Origin of the sequence: Pseudomonas sp. KK4, from assembly GCF_001984065.1 — a bacterium.
Classification (GTDB): domain Bacteria; phylum Pseudomonadota; class Gammaproteobacteria; order Pseudomonadales; family Pseudomonadaceae; genus Aquipseudomonas.
In genome coordinates this window covers 33,725-49,190 of the sequence record NZ_LYVP01000038.1, presented here as the reverse complement: position 1 = coordinate 49,190, position 15,466 = coordinate 33,725, and the positions used below count along the sequence as shown (strand labels likewise).

Annotated in this window: 13 protein-coding genes and 1 riboswitch; of the genes, 2 read left to right on the top strand and 11 right to left on the bottom strand. The window is 61.8% G+C overall.

Features of this window, described 5'->3' with window-relative positions; translation table 11 throughout:
- The 9 genes from B0W55_RS14960 to B0W55_RS14920 form a co-directional block, all read right to left on the bottom strand.
- The coding region (locus B0W55_RS14960) for a membrane integrity-associated transporter subunit PqiC (protein WP_077046751.1) at positions 1-583 on the bottom strand (583 nt) is incomplete at its 3' end.
- Between the two features lie 185 nt (positions 584-768).
- Positions 769-3,024 carry a DNA topoisomerase IV subunit A gene (gene parC / locus B0W55_RS14955; RefSeq protein ID WP_077046750.1) on the bottom strand — a complete coding sequence of 752 codons (2,256 nt, stop codon included), beginning with the start codon at positions 3,022-3,024 and terminating at the stop codon, positions 769-771.
- 7 nt (positions 3,025-3,031) lie between these two features.
- A complete protein-coding gene (locus B0W55_RS14950) occupies positions 3,032-3,556 on the bottom strand; it encodes a TIGR02281 family clan AA aspartic protease (RefSeq protein WP_077046749.1) in 525 nt (174 codons plus the stop codon).
- Entirely contained in the window at positions 3,553-4,542 is a 990-nt protein-coding gene (locus tag B0W55_RS14945; protein WP_077046748.1) for an esterase-like activity of phytase family protein, read from the bottom strand. Before B0W55_RS14945 ends, B0W55_RS14950 begins: the two co-directional genes overlap by 4 nt.
- Complete coding sequence (gene parE / locus B0W55_RS14940; RefSeq protein ID WP_077046747.1) at positions 4,542-6,449, bottom strand: DNA topoisomerase IV subunit B; 1,908 nt, start codon at positions 6,447-6,449, stop codon at positions 4,542-4,544. Before parE ends, B0W55_RS14945 begins: the two co-directional genes overlap by 1 nt.
- A gap of 78 nt (positions 6,450-6,527) precedes the next feature.
- Entirely contained in the window at positions 6,528-7,136 is a 609-nt protein-coding gene (locus B0W55_RS14935) for a YqiA/YcfP family alpha/beta fold hydrolase (protein ID WP_077046746.1), read from the bottom strand.
- Positions 7,137-7,291: 155 nt separating this feature from the next.
- Positions 7,292-8,107, bottom strand: coding sequence for a 3',5'-cyclic-AMP phosphodiesterase (gene cpdA / locus B0W55_RS14930; RefSeq protein WP_077046753.1), 816 nt, complete (start codon positions 8,105-8,107; stop codon positions 7,292-7,294).
- 104 nt (positions 8,108-8,211) lie between these two features.
- Entirely contained in the window at positions 8,212-8,664 is a 453-nt protein-coding gene (locus tag B0W55_RS14925; RefSeq protein ID WP_077046745.1) for a DUF1249 domain-containing protein, read from the bottom strand.
- Positions 8,655-9,272 (bottom strand): NUDIX domain-containing protein, encoded by a 618-nt coding sequence (locus B0W55_RS14920; RefSeq protein WP_077046744.1) that lies wholly within the window; start codon positions 9,270-9,272, stop codon positions 8,655-8,657. Before B0W55_RS14920 ends, B0W55_RS14925 begins: the two co-directional genes overlap by 10 nt.
- Positions 9,273-9,477: 205 nt before the next feature.
- On the opposite strand from B0W55_RS14920, the gene B0W55_RS14915 reads away from it, so the two are divergent.
- Positions 9,478-10,224 (top strand): RsiV family protein, encoded by a 747-nt coding sequence (locus B0W55_RS14915; RefSeq protein WP_077046743.1) that lies wholly within the window; start codon positions 9,478-9,480, stop codon positions 10,222-10,224.
- Here B0W55_RS14915 and cytX read toward each other — a convergent pair.
- Together cytX and thiC are read right to left on the bottom strand one after the other, a co-directional pair.
- Complete coding sequence (gene cytX / locus B0W55_RS14910; protein ID WP_077046742.1) at positions 10,193-11,485, bottom strand: putative hydroxymethylpyrimidine transporter CytX; 1,293 nt, start codon at positions 11,483-11,485, stop codon at positions 10,193-10,195. The two genes, B0W55_RS14915 and cytX, sit on opposite strands and share 32 nt — an antisense overlap.
- 175 nt (positions 11,486-11,660) lie before the next feature.
- Positions 11,661-13,550: a phosphomethylpyrimidine synthase ThiC gene (gene thiC, locus B0W55_RS14905; RefSeq protein ID WP_077046741.1), complete on the bottom strand. Its 1,890-nt coding sequence runs from the start codon at positions 13,548-13,550 to the stop codon at positions 11,661-11,663.
- A gap of 163 nt (positions 13,551-13,713) precedes the next feature.
- Positions 13,714-13,819, bottom strand: a riboswitch (TPP riboswitch).
- Positions 13,820-14,023: 204 nt separating this feature from the next.
- Here thiC and B0W55_RS14900 point away from each other — a divergent pair.
- On the top strand, positions 14,024-15,463 hold the full coding sequence (locus B0W55_RS14900) for a TolC family outer membrane protein (protein WP_077046740.1): 1,440 nt from the start codon (positions 14,024-14,026) through the stop codon (positions 15,461-15,463).
- Positions 15,464-15,466: the final 3 nt, after the last annotated feature.

Genomic DNA, 15,466 nt, shown 5'->3' with positions numbered 1-15,466 from the left:
GGTTGGCCAAAGGCTTGAGCGCGACGGACAATTGTTCGGCAAGCTTCTGCAACAACGCACCCTGTGCCTGAACCTGCGCGGCGGTAGTGCCGGCGTGCTGTTCCTGCAGATGGATGATGCGGTTGTCACGCACCTGGCCACGGCGGTCGATCAGGCGCCATTGCGCGTCGAGGATCGCCGGTTGTTTTGCACCGGAGTCCAGCCGGGTAATGGTCAACAGCACCTGTACATCCGGGGTGAAACCCAAGGTCGCCGGCGCCAGCACGACGCGCTGGCTGTCCAGATGCCCTGCTACCTGACGCAACAACAACTGGTCGATATCGGACGACAGACTTCCGGCCCAACGACCGTCGGTCGACGCTTGCAGACTGCCGTCAGGCTGGCGCTGCAACAGGGTTTCGCGTTGCAGGTAGTCAGCCACCACTACCGGACCCAGCAAAACCGCCATGCCCGCGCTTTGCGCAGGCTGAACCGGACTTCCGCTGTCCAGTTGATACAACGACACCGGCTGGTGCACGCTGCAACCCGCCAGGCCAAGAACGCCAGCGAGCATCAAAATAAAAGGAAGGCGCAGAGCAGTCATCGTCCCATCCAGGTGATCGCCACAAGGCTGACCACAGTGAAAATACTCAATAAATATGAAGAACGCTCGGCCACGCCGGCGCTTGAAAGGCCATATCATCCGTGAATATGCGTTCCGACTCCAGCGCGAAAGCGTCGATCTACGGGTTAAATCGTGGATCGACGCCTCTAATACGCCTGATTGAGCTATTCGACGAGCAGCGCATCCACCCTCTGGAAGCCACGTGGCAATTTGTTACCACGACGCCCACGCTCACCCTTGTAGTGCTCGAGGTCGTCCGCTTTCAGTGACAAGGTACGTTTTCCGGCCTGAAGCACCAAGGTGGCGCCATCCGGAATGACGGCGATGTCCGTGACATACTCTTCGCGGCTGGCCACTCGCTCACCGGAAATCCCGATGATCTTGTTGCCTTTGCCCTTACCTAATTGTGGCAGATCGCTGATCTTGAAGATCAGCAGGCGACCTTCGGTGGTCACCGAGGCCAGCCAGTTGCTCTCACGATCGGCCACCGGACGCGGCGCGATCACCTTGGCGTTGTTCGGCAGGCTCAGCAGCGCCTTGCCGGCCTTGTTCTTGGCCTGCAGGTCTTCACCCTTGACCACGAATCCGTAACCGGCGTCGGAGGCGATGACGTACAGCGCATCGTCGTCGGGCATCAGCACGCATTCAAAGCTCGCCCCTGGCGGTGGCGTCAGACGGCCGGTCAGCGGCTCACCCTGACCACGGGCCGATGGCAGCGTATGCGCGGCTACCGAGTAGCTGCGACCGGTGGAGTCGATAAACACGGCGAACTGGTTGGAGCGCCCGGCCGCCGAGGTCTTGAAGCCATCGCCCGCCTTATAGGAAAGCCCGGTGGCGTCGATCTCATGGCCCTTGGCGGAGCGAATCCAGCCCTTTTCCGACAGCACGACGGTAATTTTCTCGTTCGGCAGCAGTTCGGTTTCGGTCAGGGCCTTGGCTTCGGCGCGCTCGACGATGGGCGAGCGACGGTCGTCGCCATAGGTTTCGGCGTCCTTGATCAGTTCGCTGCGCACCAGCTTCTTCAGCTTGGCTTCACTGCTCAGCAAGGCCTGCAGCTTGGCTTGTTCCTTGAGCAGTTCATCCTGCTCGGCACGCAGCTTCATTTCTTCCAGGCGCGCCAACTGACGCAACCGGGTGTCGAGGATGTAATCGGCCTGGATTTCACTCAGGGCGAAACGCTCGATCAATTTGGCCCGCGGGTGCTCCTCGGTACGGATGATGTGGATCACTTCATCCAGGTTGAGGTAGGCAATCAGCAAACCGTCCAACAGGTGCAGCCGACGCTCGACCTTATCAAGACGGAATTGCAGGCGGCGACGAACGGTCTGCACCCGGAACTCCAGCCATTCCACCAGCAACGCCCGCAGATTCTTCAACTGCGGCTTGCCATCCAGGCCAATGATATTGACGTTGACCCGGTAGCTGGATTCCAACTCGGTGGTGGCGAACAGGTGCTGCATCAGCGCGTCATGATCGACACGGCTGTTGACCGGAATGATCACGATGCGGCACGGGTTCTCGTGGTCCGACTCATCGCGCAGGTCCGCAACCTGCGGCGCCTTGGAAGGCTTGGCCTGCATCATCGCGGCGATCTGCTCCAGGACCTTGGCCCCGGACACCTGATGCGGCAGCGCAGTCACGACGATATCGCCGTCTTCAATGTGGTACACGGCGCGCATGCGCACCGAGCCCTTGCCGGTTTCGTACATTTTCAGCAGATCGGCGCGGGGCGTGATGATTTCCGCTTCGCTCGGGTAATCCGGGCCCTGGATGTGCTCACAGAGCTGCTCGACCGTGGCTTTCGGCTCATCGAGCAAGCGAACGCATGCCGTAGCGACTTCCCTCAGGTTGTGCGGCGGCACGTCGGTGGCCATGCCCACGGCGATGCCGGTGGTGCCATTGAGCAGGATATTCGGCAAACGTGCCGGCAACACCAAGGGTTCGTCGAGGGTGCCGTCGAAGTTCGGACCCCAGTCCGCGGTGCCCTGGCCCAGTTCACTGAGCAGCACTTCGGAATAACGCGACAACCGCGCTTCGGTGTATCGCATGGCGGCGAAGGACTTGGGATCATCCGGCGCACCCCAGTTACCCTGGCCATCGACCAGCGTGTAGCGGTAGCTGAACGGCTGGGCCATCAGCACCATGGCTTCGTAGCAGGCCGAGTCGCCGTGGGGGTGGAATTTACCGAGCACGTCACCGACGGTACGCGCCGATTTCTTGTGCTTGGAGTCGGCATCCAGTCCCAACTCGCTCATGGCGTAGATGATGCGCCGCTGCACGGGCTTCAGGCCGTCGCCGATATGCGGCAGGGCGCGGTCCATGATCACGTACATGGAATAGTTGAGGTAGGCATTTTCGGTGAAGTCAGCCAGCGATCGGCGTTCTACGCCATCTAAGCTGTCTGCAAGGATGTCGCTCATGCGGGCCTCATCGGTTCGTTGTCTGGCGCAGCAGCATGGTGCCACCGCGCTGGGTAAATTCAAGTTTGTTCAGGGCGCTCATGCCGAGCAGCACCTGCTCGCCATGCAGCCCGGGCGCCACCAGTGCGCGGACATCCCGCAGCACGATGTCGCCCAGTTGCAGGCGGTCGATACGGGTGCGATAGCCCTGGCTCAGGCCATTGGCCGTGCTCAGGGTCACACCGAAACCTTCTTCGAGCTTCAAACGCTCGGCCAACTCGGCCGGGATCGCCACATCGGTGGCCCCGGTGTCGAGCATGAAATCCACCGGTTGGCCGTTGATATGGCCACTGGCGACGAAGTGACCCTGGGCATTGCTGGCCAGTTTCACCTCGATAAAACCATCGCCCTGCTCCGACGTCAGCACCACGTTCGGATTTTGCTGGCGCTCTTCCCACTGACCGAAAAATCGCGTCGCCAGAAACAGTGCCGCACACCAGGCCAGGACCAGAAACACCCGGCCGGCACGCTGGCCTGGCGTCTGCTGACTCACGGCTTGGCGCTCCAGCCGCCTTCCGGTGCCGCAAAGCGCCAGACGATCGGGCGGACCTCACCATCGGCACGGGCGCCGGTGTTGTTATCGATGCCGATCCACGCCCCATCGGCATCCACGACCAACGCTTCCGCCAGCCCAAAGGGCTGTGGATAACGGCGGCGCTCCTGCAAGGCTTCATCGGCGAACGACCAACAGCGCTCGACCTTGGCCGTCAGCGGGTCGCGGCGGCAAATCTCGAAGGCGTTGCGCTCCAGGGTAAACAGCTTGCCCTGGAACAGCGACAGATCGGCAAAGTCCCGTGGTAACGGCCTGGCATTTGGAAACTGCGCAGGCTGCATTTCTCTGCCGCCTTCGCTGAGCAGCACACATTTACCATCACAATCCCACACGGTCTGCTTGCGCTTGATCAGCAGCAACCCGCGACTTTCGCGCTCGGCGGCCAACCACAATTGGTCGCCCTCAGGATTGATCGCCAACCCCTCGAACAGCGCATTGAAGCCCAACAACATGCCGCTGGCCCGCGCTTCGCGAACCAGGAGCGGCGAAATCTTCAGCCATGAAGCCGGCCCGGTGGGTGGAATTTGCAGCACGGCGGCATGCGCCTCGCTGACCACATAACGGTTGCCGGCGCTGTCGCACGTGATGCCTTCGAAGTCCAGGTCGCCGCCGCGCACGAATGACGCCACCCAGGCCCGCGAACGCAAGCCCCAGGGCAAACCGCTGTCGGGCACCGGGGGAACACCGATGCGCACCGTTTCAGCCTGCCAGACACCGTCGCCGGTTTCGAGGCGATAGATCTGGTCGTCGTCGCGGTCGGACACCGTCCACAAGTCCTTGCCGCACTGCGCCAATCCCGAGAGATTGCCGCCGCGCATGCCGTCTACGGCGTGCTCGGACAACAACCGCAGTTGCGGAGCCGGCTCGGCGGACACCGCAATCGAGCTCAGCAGCAACGCACACGCCAGGGCAAAGCCCAGACGCATCAGCCCAGCACCTCCGCCAGGTTGCCTTTGGATTCCAGCCAGGTCTTGCGATCGCCCGCGCGTTTTTTCGCCAGCAGCATGTCCATCATTTCCGAGGTCGCCTCGAAATCATCGCCCAGGGTCAGTTGCACCAGGCGGCGGGTGTTCGGGTCCATGGTGGTTTCACGCAGCTGCGGCGGGTTCATTTCACCCAGGCCCTTGAATCGGGTGACCTGCGGCTTGCCGCGTTTTTTCTCGGCTACAAGGCGATCGAGAATGCCATCGCGCTCGGCTTCGTCCAGGGCGTAGTAGATTTCCTTGCCCAGGTCGATGCGGTACAGCGGCGGCATTGCGACGTAGACGTGACCGGCATCCACCAGCGCGCGGAAATGCTGGACGAACAAGGCACAGAGCAGGGTCGCGATGTGCAGGCCGTCGGAGTCGGCGTCGGCGAGGATGCAGATCTTGCCGTAACGCAGCTGACTCATGTCCGCCGCGCCGGGATCGACACCGATGGCCACGGCGATGTTGTGCACTTCCTGGCTGGCCAGCACTTCGCTGCCGTCGACTTCCCAAGTGTTGAGGATCTTGCCGCGCAACGGCAGGATCGCCTGGAACTCTTTGTCCCGCGCCTGCTTGGCCGAGCCGCCGGCGGAATCACCTTCCACCAGGAACAGCTCAGAGCGCATCGGGTCCTGCCCGGCGCAGTCGGCGAGTTTGCCCGGCAGCGCCGGGCCCTGGGTGATGCGTTTGCGCTCGACCTTCTTGCTCGCCTTCAGCCGACGGCCAGCGTTGTTGATCGCCAGTTCGGCCAGCGCCAGACCGGTTTCCGGGTTGGCGTTGAGCCACAGGCTGAACGCATCCTTGACCACGCCGGAAACGAACGCCGCCGCCTCGCGGGAAGACAGACGCTCTTTGGTCTGGCCGGAGAATTGCGGCTCCTGCATCTTCATCGACAGCACGAAGGCGATGCGCTCCCAGACGTCTTCCGGGGCCAGCTTCACGCCGCGCGGCAGCAGGCTGCGGAATTCACAGAACTCGCGCATGGCATCGAGCAGGCCCTGGCGCAGGCCGTTGACGTGGGTACCGCCCTGTGCGGTCGGGATCAGGTTGACGTAGCTTTCCTGGACTGCGTCGCCACCTTCCGGCAGCCACAGCAGCGCCCAGTCCACCGCCTCCTTGTTACCGGCCAGGCTACCGCAGAACGGCTCGTTCGGCAGGCGCTCGAATTCGCTGACGGCGTCGACCAGGTAGGAACGAAGGCCGTCTTCGTAATGCCATTCGACTTTCTCGCCGGTGGCCTTGTCTTCAAAGCTGACCAGCAGCCCCGGGCACAGCACGGCCTTGGCCTTGAGCACGTGCTTGAGGCGGCTGATGGAGAATTTCGGGGAATCGAAGTACTTCGGGTCCGGCGCGAAGAACACGCTGGTCCCGGTGTTGCGCTTGCCGACCGTACCGACGATTTCCAGTTCGCTGGCCTTGAAGCCGTCGGCGAAGGTCATCTGGTATTCGTTGCCGTCGCGCTTGACCCGCACCCGCACTTGCGTCGACAAGGCGTTGACCACGGAAATACCCACCCCGTGCAGACCGCCGGAGAACTGGTAGTTCTTGTTGGAAAACTTGCCGCCCGCGTGGAGCTTGGTGAGGATCAGTTCAACGCCCGACACGCCTTCTTCAGGGTGAATGTCCACCGGCATGCCACGGCCGTCGTCGCTGACTTCCAGCGAGTGGTCGGCGTGCAGGATGACCTGCACCGATTTGGCGTGCCCGGCCAAGGCTTCGTCGACGCTGTTGTCGATGACTTCCTGGGCCAGGTGGTTCGGGCGGCTGGTATCGGTGTACATGCCGGGGCGCTTGCGCACCGGGTCGAGGCCCGAGAGGACTTCGATGGCGTCGGCGTTATAGGAGCTAGCGCTGGGAGTGGCCATGGGGTCTCGTCGTCCTTCAATGAAAAGCTGTTCAGTGAAAAAAATTCAGTGCAAAAAACGGGCAATGTCCGCTGAGAATCAAAGCGCCGTGAAATCGATGGCCTGATACTTGTCGGCACCGATCCCGGCAAAGCTGAGCATCGCCGCAAGTCGTTCGGCAAACCCCTGGAAACCATGGTCGCCACCGGCCTGAATCCGCAAGGCGCAGGCCCGGTAATACTGCTGGGCGAGGCGGTAGTCCAGCGTTTCGTCCCCGGTCTGCAACCACACCTGATAGCGATGCGGGTCCTGCGGTGCCGGCACTTCCAGCTCGGCCAGGGCCGTCACGTGGTCGTGGGTCAGTTCCCAGGTCTCATCGGTATACAGGTTTTTCTGCGTCCCCAGAAACCCGTCGAACATCCGGTGCGGGCTGACGGCAGGGTTGATCAACAACGCCTTCAAGCCATGACGCTCGGCCAAGTGAGTCGCATAGTAGCCGCCGAGCGAGCTGCCGACCAGCAATGGCCGACCGAGCTCGGCAATCGCCTGTTCCAGCTGGCCAATCGCCTCGCGGGGATGGTGATGCAAGGCCGGGACGCGCAGTTGATCGCTCAGGCCCAACCGCTCCATCACCTGGCTCAACTGAGTGGCCTTTTGCGAGGCAGGCGCGCTGTTGAAACCGTGGATATAAAGGATCGAGCCGGACATTGGGACTCCCTGTGCGTCGGGTAAAAGAGCGGAGTTTACAGGGTGTCTGGGGAATCGGGGATATCCGTGGGATATGTGTTGTCCATGTGGACGTCTTCGCGAGCAAGCCCGCTCCCACAAGGGTTGTGTGTCGCTCCTACGGGGGATGTTTGGGGTCAATAGCCGTTGGAACCGTAGTCGACCGTGAAGTCGAACCCGGTGACACGCTCGACACCGGTTTCCAGTTGGCCATCGGGCAGTAATCGCAACCAGCGATACCCCGGCGCCTGTTCGCCGACCTTGAAGTCCTCGCTGCCCGGCTCGAACTGAATGCAGGTGGAGGGCGAGGCGATCAACCGCACGTCGTTGCGCCATTGATCGATTTCCTGATGCACATGCCCCCACAGCACGGCACGCACCTGGGGAAAACGATCCAGCACCGCGAACAATGCCTCGGGATTGCGCAGCCCGATCGGCTCCATCCAGGGGCAGCCGATCGACACCGGATGATGGTGGAAACACACCAGATGATGACGCTGCGGTGCCTCGCTCAGCGAACGGGCCAGCAATTGCAGTTGCTCGTCCTGCAGATACCCCGGCACGGAGCCCGGCACCGCCGAATCGAGCAAGGTGACGCGCCAGTTGCCGATGTCCACCACCGGTTCCAGCAAGGCGCTTTGCACCGCTGCCTCGGCCATGAGTCGAGGTTCGTCGTGATTGCCGGGAATCCAACGCGTCGGCGCATCGAGCGCGGCAGTCAAATCCCGAAACTGCTGGTAGGACTCCAGCGTGCCGTCCTGGGACAGGTCGCCCGTGGCCAGGACCAGGTCGATCCGCGGTTGCTGCGCACGCACCAGTTCGATGACTTTTTGCAGGCTTTCACGGGTATTCATGCCCAGCAGCACGCTGTCCCGCTCTGCAAACAGGTGGCTGTCGGACAGTTGCACCAGCAACGCCGAATCGGCGGTGGTCAATGTGGATACGCTCGGCAAGGCGGTCTCCCAGGGCGTGATCACGGAATGGGGTCAATGGCGCGATTATGCTGGGGGACGCTCGAAAGGGGAAACCTGTGAACCTGACGCAGTTCACAACAACGTCAACGGACCACTTCGTATTCATGCCCCAACGCCAGGCAATGGCTCAGCCACTCGCCCAGGAACATGTTCAGTTGGGCTTTTTCGTCAGGCTGGTGCATCGAGGCGTTCGGATAAGGATAGATGCCGCGAAAGCGTCGCGCATGTTCGGCGCTGACCACTTCGGCCATGCAGGCGTCGTGATAGACCTGCACCTCGAGCCGGGGCACCGGCAGCCACGGCAGACTGTGCTCCTGGCGCACTTGCAAGGTGGTGGTGTACGGACAGACTTGCAGCACCTCCAGCGCCAATACCCCGAGCATCTGGTCACCATGGGTCACGGCGATGCGCCGCGCCGCCGGTTCGCTGCGCATGTCCGGCAGCAATCGCATCAGGCGTGCGTAGTTCGCCTCGCAGGACGCTTGCAGCCCTGCCAGGTCTACCCGATAGCGATCGCGCAGCTTGTTTACGACCATAACCCCCTCACTTCAACGCGATTCAAGGCCAGCCACTGCAAGGCAATGATACTGGCCGCGTTGGCAATACGTCCGTCGCGTACGGCTTGCAGGGCATCGTCGAAAGCCCACACCGTGACGCGGATATCTTCTGCTTCTTCCTCCAGCCCATGCAGGCCGCCGGCCCCGTTGCTGTCGCAGCGCCCCAGGTACAAATGCACGAATTCGTCGCTGCCGCCGGGCGATGGAAAATACTTGGTCATCGGCCACAGCGCCTTCAATACCAGCCCAGCTTCCTCCTGCGCTTCGCGGTGAGCAACTTCTTCCGGCTGTTCGTCCTTGTCGATCAGACCAGCGACCAGTTCGATCAGCCATGGGTTGTCGGTCTTGCCCAGGGCGCCGACACGAAACTGCTCGATCAACACCACTTCGTCGCGCTGCGGATCGTAAGGCAGAACGCACACCGCATCGTGGCGGACAAACAATTCACGATTGATCTCACGACTCATGCCGCCAGCGAACAATTCGTGGCGCAAATGAACGCGATCGAGCTTGTAGAAGCCCTCGAAGCACTTTTCGCGCCGGACGATCTCTACGGCGGTCGGAAGGGCGTTGGCAAAATCAGTCATGACAATCCTCGTATCTACACCGAGGCTCCAACCTCGACTTCGCGCCATCCTAACGCGCCCTTGCCGTTTGATGCAGCCCCTTTCCCGTCAGCGGGATAGACGGTGAGGGCGAAACCCACTCTAATTAGCTTAGTGGCGAACTGACTGCGCCGTTGGTAGTCGAAGCGGTAACTTTTTGCCTTTCCCTGTTTTATGAAGGACACCCATGTCGCTTTTTAAAATTGCCTCCGCGGCCGCTATCGCCCTGACCCTGGGCGCCTGCCAGAGCCTGTTCCAGCCGAATTATCGCGTGCCGCTGGAAACCACCCGCGACGCCACCGAACAGCTCAAGCCGGGCTGCTCGGACCAGGACTGTCCGCTGGTGAATATCGATACCCTGCACTTTCCCGCCGAGCCCGAACTGGACGGCATCATCGAAAAACGCCTGCTGCAAATGACCCGCACCTCCCCCGATGCACCGGTGGCGCCGACGCTGGCGGCCTATCGCGAGCAGTTCTTGCGCACGGCCGGACCGCGCAACAGCAGTTATCTGCAAGCCAAAGTACGCGAGCAGCATGACGGCTTGGTGATCGTCGAATTGTCCAGTTACCTGGACACCGGTGGCGCTCATGGCACACCGGGGCGCGGGTTCATCAACTATTCGCGCCAGCAGCACAAGGTGCTGACACTGTCGGACATGCTGTTGCCGGGGCAGGAAGAGGCATTCTGGAAGGCAGCGCAGGTGGCGCACAACAGCTGGTTGATCAGCACCAAGCTCGATCAGGAACCGGAGTTCGTCAAGAGCTGGCCGTTCCAGAAAACCCAGAACGTGGCGCTGACCTATGGCGGGGTGATCCTCAAGTACGAAACCAGCAGCATCGCGCCTTACGCGCTGGGCCATGTCGAACTGAAGATCCCCTACCCTCGCCTCAACGGCATCCTCAAGCCCGAGCTGTTTCCCGGCCGTAACTGAAGGCCCGTCCCAGCACCAGCTGCAACAGCCCTGCCAGGACCAGCGCCGGCAGGGTTGCACCGACATCCGGATACAGGTTGGCCAGCAGATGATAGGTGCTGATGCCGCCCAGCCAGGCCAGCAGTGCCGGCCAGCGCAACGCGGCTGACGCCACCTGGCCACTGCGCTTGCGCAGGATGAAATGATCGACCAGCACCACGCCGAACAGCGGCGCGAACACCGAACCGATCAACAGCAGGAAGTTCTGGTACTGAGCCAAGGGCGCCAGCAACGCGATCAGGGTGCAGACCACGCCGATGGCCAGCGCCAGGTGCTCGACCTTCATCCGCAACAGAACGCCGCTGGACACCGCCGCCGAGTGGATATCGGCAAAGGCGTTTTCCGACTCGTCCAAGAGAATCAGCAGCAGCGGAATCCCCAGGCCGGCCCCGGCCAGCGCCAACAGCAAGGCATTGACTTCACCGCTCGGCGCAAACGCCAGGGTGTAGGCCACGCCCAGGCTCATCAGCCAGAAGTTACCGATAAAGAAGCCGATGGCGGTACCGCCAAACACGTTTTTCGCACGCTTGCCGAAACGCGAGTAGTCGGCGATCAGCGGCAACCACGACAGCGGCATGGCGATGGCGATATCAAAACCCACGGCGAACGGCATCGAGCCGTCACCGGCCTGGGCCCAGAGTGCGGCCAGATCGGCCTTGGCGAACAGGTTCCAGGTCAGCCAGATGCACGCGGCCAGCAGCAGCCAGATGCCCCATTTGCGCAGGATCTGCCGTACGAAAGTCAACGGCCCGCTGACGGCCAACAGGGTGGCCAGTGCGCCGAAGACCAGCGTCCACAGCACCGGGTTGGACAGCAGGCTGCCTTCGCTGAACGCGCGGGCGCCCAACAGGCTGGCGGCATCGCGCATGACGATGATCTCGAACGAGCCCCAACCGATCAGTTGCAGCAGGTTCAGCACCGCCGGCAGGCTCGCGCCCTTGGCACCCAGGCTGAGCTTGAGCGCGGCCATCGACGACAGGCCGGTATCGCTGCCGATCACGCCCACCGCCGCCAGCAGCAGAACGCCGACCAGGGTGCCGAGGAAGATCGCCAGCAACGAGCCGGACAGGCCCAGGCCCGGCGCGAGCAAGGCGCCGGTCTGCAGGACCATCAGGCCGATGCCGAGGGAGAACCACAGGGAAAACAGATCGCGGCCGCCGAACACACGTTTGTCGGTGGGGACCGCAATGTCAGGTGAATAAGTGCTGGGTTGAATGCTCAAGGGTGTTATCTCAGAGGGATAATTGTGTCATTGAGATGTTGGGTGCCCGGTCCGACGCCTTCGCGAGCAAGCCCGCTCCCACAGTTGACCGAGTTGTCCGGGCGGACGCGGTCCACTGTGGGAGCGGGCTTGCTCGCGAAGACGGCAGCACAGGCGCCGTCAATCACAGGTCAGATCAAACCTTCTTGTACAGCTGACTGCCTTCCTGCTTGAAGCGCTCGGCCTGTTCGGCCATGCCTTGGGCGACATCCACGTCGAGCGCTTCGATCCGTTGGTTGGCTGCGTATTCACGCACTTCCTGGGTGATTTTCATCGAGCAGAACTTCGGCCCGCACATGGAGCAGAAGTGCGCGACCTTGGCCGAATCCTTCGGCAGGGTTTCATCGTGATACGAACGAGCGGTGTCCGGGTCCAGGCCCAGGTTGAACTGGTCTTCCCAACGGAATTCGAAACGCGCCTTGCTCAGGGCATTGTCGCGGATCTGCGCCCCCGGATGCCCCTTGGCCAGATCGGCGGCATGGGCGGCGATCTTGTAGGTGATGATGCCGGTCTTCACGTCATCCTTGTTCGGCAGCCCCAGGTGCTCCTTGGGCGTCACGTAGCAGAGCATGGCGCAACCGAACCAGCCGATCATCGCCGCACCGATGCCGGAGGTGATGTGGTCGTAGCCCGGTGCGATGTCGGTGGTCAAAGGGCCGAGGGTGTAGAACGGCGCCTCGTCGCAGCACTCGAGCTGCTTGTCCATGTTCTCCTTGATCAACTGCATCGGCACGTGGCCCGGGCCTTCGATCATGCACTGCACGTCGTGCTTCCAGGCGATCTTGGTCAGCTCGCCCAAGGTTTCCAGCTCGCCGAATTGCGCTTCGTCGTTGGCATCGGCAATCGATCCCGGACGCAGGCCGTCGCCCAGCGAGAAGCTGACGTCGTAGGCCTTCATGATTTCGCAGATGTCTTCGAAATGGGTGTAGAGGAAGTTTTCCTTGTGATGCGCCAGGCACCACTTGGCCATGATCGAACCGCCGCGGGACACGATGCCGGTCACGCGCTTGGCGGTCATCGGCACGTAGCGCAGCAACACACCGGCGTGGATGGTGAAGTAGTCGACGCCCTGCTCGGCCTGCTCGATCAGCGTGTCGCGGAACAGCTCCCAGGTCAGGTCTTCGGCGACGCCGCCGACTTTTTCCAGGGCCTGATAAATCGGCACGGTACCGATCGGCACCGGCGAGTTGCGGATGATCCACTCACGGGTTTCGTGAATGTGCTTGCCGGTGGACAGGTCCATGACCGTGTCCGAACCCCAGCGAATGCCCCAGGTGAGTTTCGCCACTTCTTCTTCGATGGACGAACCCAGGGCGCTGTTGCCGATGTTGCCGTTGATCTTCACCAGGAAGTTACGGCCGATGATCATCGGTTCCAGTTCGGTGTGGTTGATGTTGGCCGGAATGATCGCGCGACCGCGGGCGATCTCGTCACGGACGAATTCAGGGGTGATGATTTTCGGCACGCTGGCGCCGAAGCTGTGGCCGGCGTGTTGCTGGTCCAGCAGGCCGGCGGCGCGGGCCACTTCCAGCTTCATGTTTTCGCGGATGGCGACGTATTCCATCTCGGCGGTGATGATGCCTTGGCGGGCATAGTGCATCTGGCTGACGTTGGCCCCGGCCTTGGCGCGGCGCGGGTTGTTGACGTGGGCAAAACGCAGTTGGGTCAGTTCCGGATCGGCGAGGCGTTCCTGACCGAAGTTGGAGCTCAGGCCACTGAGGCGCTCGGTGTCGCCACGGGCTTCGATCCAGGGCGAGCGCACGTCGGCCAGGCCTTTGCGCACGTCGATAATCACATTGGGATCGGTGTAGGGGCCCGAGGTGTCATACACCACCACCGGCGCATTGACCTCGCCGCCGAAGTCGGTCGGCGTCACGTCGAGGCTGATTTCGCGCATCGGTACGAGAATGTCCGGGCGGCTGCCCTGAACATAGATTTTTTGCGAGCGGGTAAACGGCTGCACCGATTGCTGATCGACCTTGGCCGAGTCACTCAGGTTGGTGGCGATTTTTGCTTTTATGGTCATCACGGGCTCTCCAGACAGCATCCAGGCAGTGGAATTTTGTCGGAGCGAACCTGTAACGAATGGACGCACGTGAGCTGGGAAATCCAGCCGTGCTGTGCTCAGTGCTCGAGGGGTGTTCGATGGTCGAATCACATCCCGGACGAAGCACAAGAGGACTCGCCGGGTGACGAGAAATCTTGTTCCCTACGCAGGCGCTAACCTGATCAGGTTCAACGGGATCCGAAATTATTCGATCTCAGCCTCATAGCAAGGCACCCCGACAAGAACGTGGCCAGTCTAGACACAACGGCTCAAGAACGCCAACACCGCGATAAACACCGTGATGAATGGCGTAATTACCCAGAACGGCAGGATTGTTGCCGCTCTCCAGCGCAACTACACTCGCTACGGCCGTGCTGCGCATTGACGCTGCAAGTGCCGCGCCGTAGCCTTGGCGCTCAAATTATCAGCATAATTTTTCTAGGGATCGCCTCATGCTGCGCAAACTCTCACTGGCCGTTGCCGTGTCTTGTGCGTCCAATGGAATGGCCTGGGCAGCAGAAGCGCCCTTATCGACCAAGACCGATCTGGTCAGCGTCTATCAGGAGGCGGTCAACAACAACGCCGACCTGGCGGCCGCCGTTGCCCAATATGGCGCGCAGAAAGAAGTCGTGCCCCAGGCCCGCGCCGGGTTGCTGCCCAACCTGTCTGGCGGCGCCGATGTCACCAGCGTGCGCACCTCGATCGATCAGCCTTCCGCTACCGCCAACCGCAATGCCCATTCGTATCAGGCCACCCTGGCACAACCCTTGTTCCGTGCTGATCGCTGGTTCCAGTTCCAGGCCGCCAAGGATGTGAATGAACAGGCCGCGCTGCAACTCTCTGCGACCGAACAGAACCTGATCCTGCAAACCGCCGACAGTTACTTCAACGTGTTGCGCAGCCAGGACAACCTGGCATCGACCAAGGCCGAGGAAGCCGCGTTCAAGCGTCAATTGGACCAGTCCAACGAGCGCTTCGACGTCGGCCTGTCGGACAAGACCGACGTGCTGAACTCCCAGGCCAGCTACGACACCGCGCGGGCCAACCGCATTGTTGCGCAGCGCCAGGTGGATGATGCTTTCGAAGCGTTGGTCACCCTGACCAACCGTCGATACAACTCGATCCAGGGCATCAGCCATAACCTGCCGATCCTGCCGCCGGCGCCCAACGACGCCAAGGCCTGGGTCGAAACCGCGGCCCGGCAGAACCTCAATCTGCTGGCCAGCAACTACGCCGTCAGCGCCGCCGAACAAACGCTCAAGCAACGCAAGGCTGGCCATGCGCCGACTGTCGATGCGGTGGCCCGGTACGAAAAAGGCGACAACGATGCCTTGGGTTTCAGCAACCCGAACAACCTCCCCCTGCCGTACAAGGGCGATGTCGAGCAGACCTCGATCGGTCTGCAACTGAGCATCCCGATCTACAGCGGTGGCCTGATCAACTCCCAGGTACGCCAAGGGTACGCCCAACTGGACCAGACCGAGCAGCAGCGTGAATCCCTGCTTCGCTCCATCGTGGAAAACACCCGCGACCTGCATCGTGCGGTGAACACCGATGTCGAGCAGGTGCAGGCGCGCAAGCAGTCGATCATTTCCAACCAGAGTGCGGTGGAAGCGACGGAAATCGGTTATCAGGTGGGTACGCGAAACATTGTCGACGTGCTGGATGCACAGCGTTCGCTGTACACCTCGGTCCGTGACTACAACAACACCCGCTACGACTATATCCTCGACAACCTGCGCCTCAAGCAACAGGCCGGCACCCTGAACCCGGGGGATCTGCAGGACCTGGCGCGCTGGCTCAACCCCAATTACAACCCGGACAAGGATTTCCTGCCGCCGGATCTGGCCAAGGCTGCGGCCGAACAACTCAAAGCCAGACCCGGCCAGTAACAG

Excerpts from the sequence above, each read along its gene's own strand:
- parC (WP_077046750.1), bottom strand. The coding sequence starts at position 3,024 with ATGAGCGACATCCTTGCAGACAGCTTAGATGGCGTAGAACGCCGATCG.
- B0W55_RS14945 (WP_077046748.1), bottom strand. The coding sequence starts at position 4,542 with ATGCGTCTGGGCTTTGCCCTGGCGTGTGCGTTGCTGCTGAGCTCGATT.
- parE (WP_077046747.1), bottom strand. The coding sequence starts at position 6,449 with ATGGCCACTCCCAGCGCTAGCTCCTATAACGCCGACGCCATCGAAGTC.
- B0W55_RS14935 (WP_077046746.1), bottom strand. The coding sequence starts at position 7,136 with ATGTCCGGCTCGATCCTTTATATCCACGGTTTCAACAGCGCGCCTGCC.
- B0W55_RS14925 (WP_077046745.1), bottom strand. The coding sequence starts at position 8,664 with ATGGTCGTAAACAAGCTGCGCGATCGCTATCGGGTAGACCTGGCAGGG.
- B0W55_RS14920 (WP_077046744.1), bottom strand. The coding sequence starts at position 9,272 with ATGACTGATTTTGCCAACGCCCTTCCGACCGCCGTAGAGATCGTCCGG.
- B0W55_RS14915 (WP_077046743.1), top strand. The coding sequence starts at position 9,478 with ATGTCGCTTTTTAAAATTGCCTCCGCGGCCGCTATCGCCCTGACCCTG.
- thiC (WP_077046741.1), bottom strand. The coding sequence starts at position 13,550 with ATGACCATAAAAGCAAAAATCGCCACCAACCTGAGTGACTCGGCCAAG.
- B0W55_RS14900 (WP_077046740.1), top strand. The coding sequence starts at position 14,024 with ATGCTGCGCAAACTCTCACTGGCCGTTGCCGTGTCTTGTGCGTCCAAT.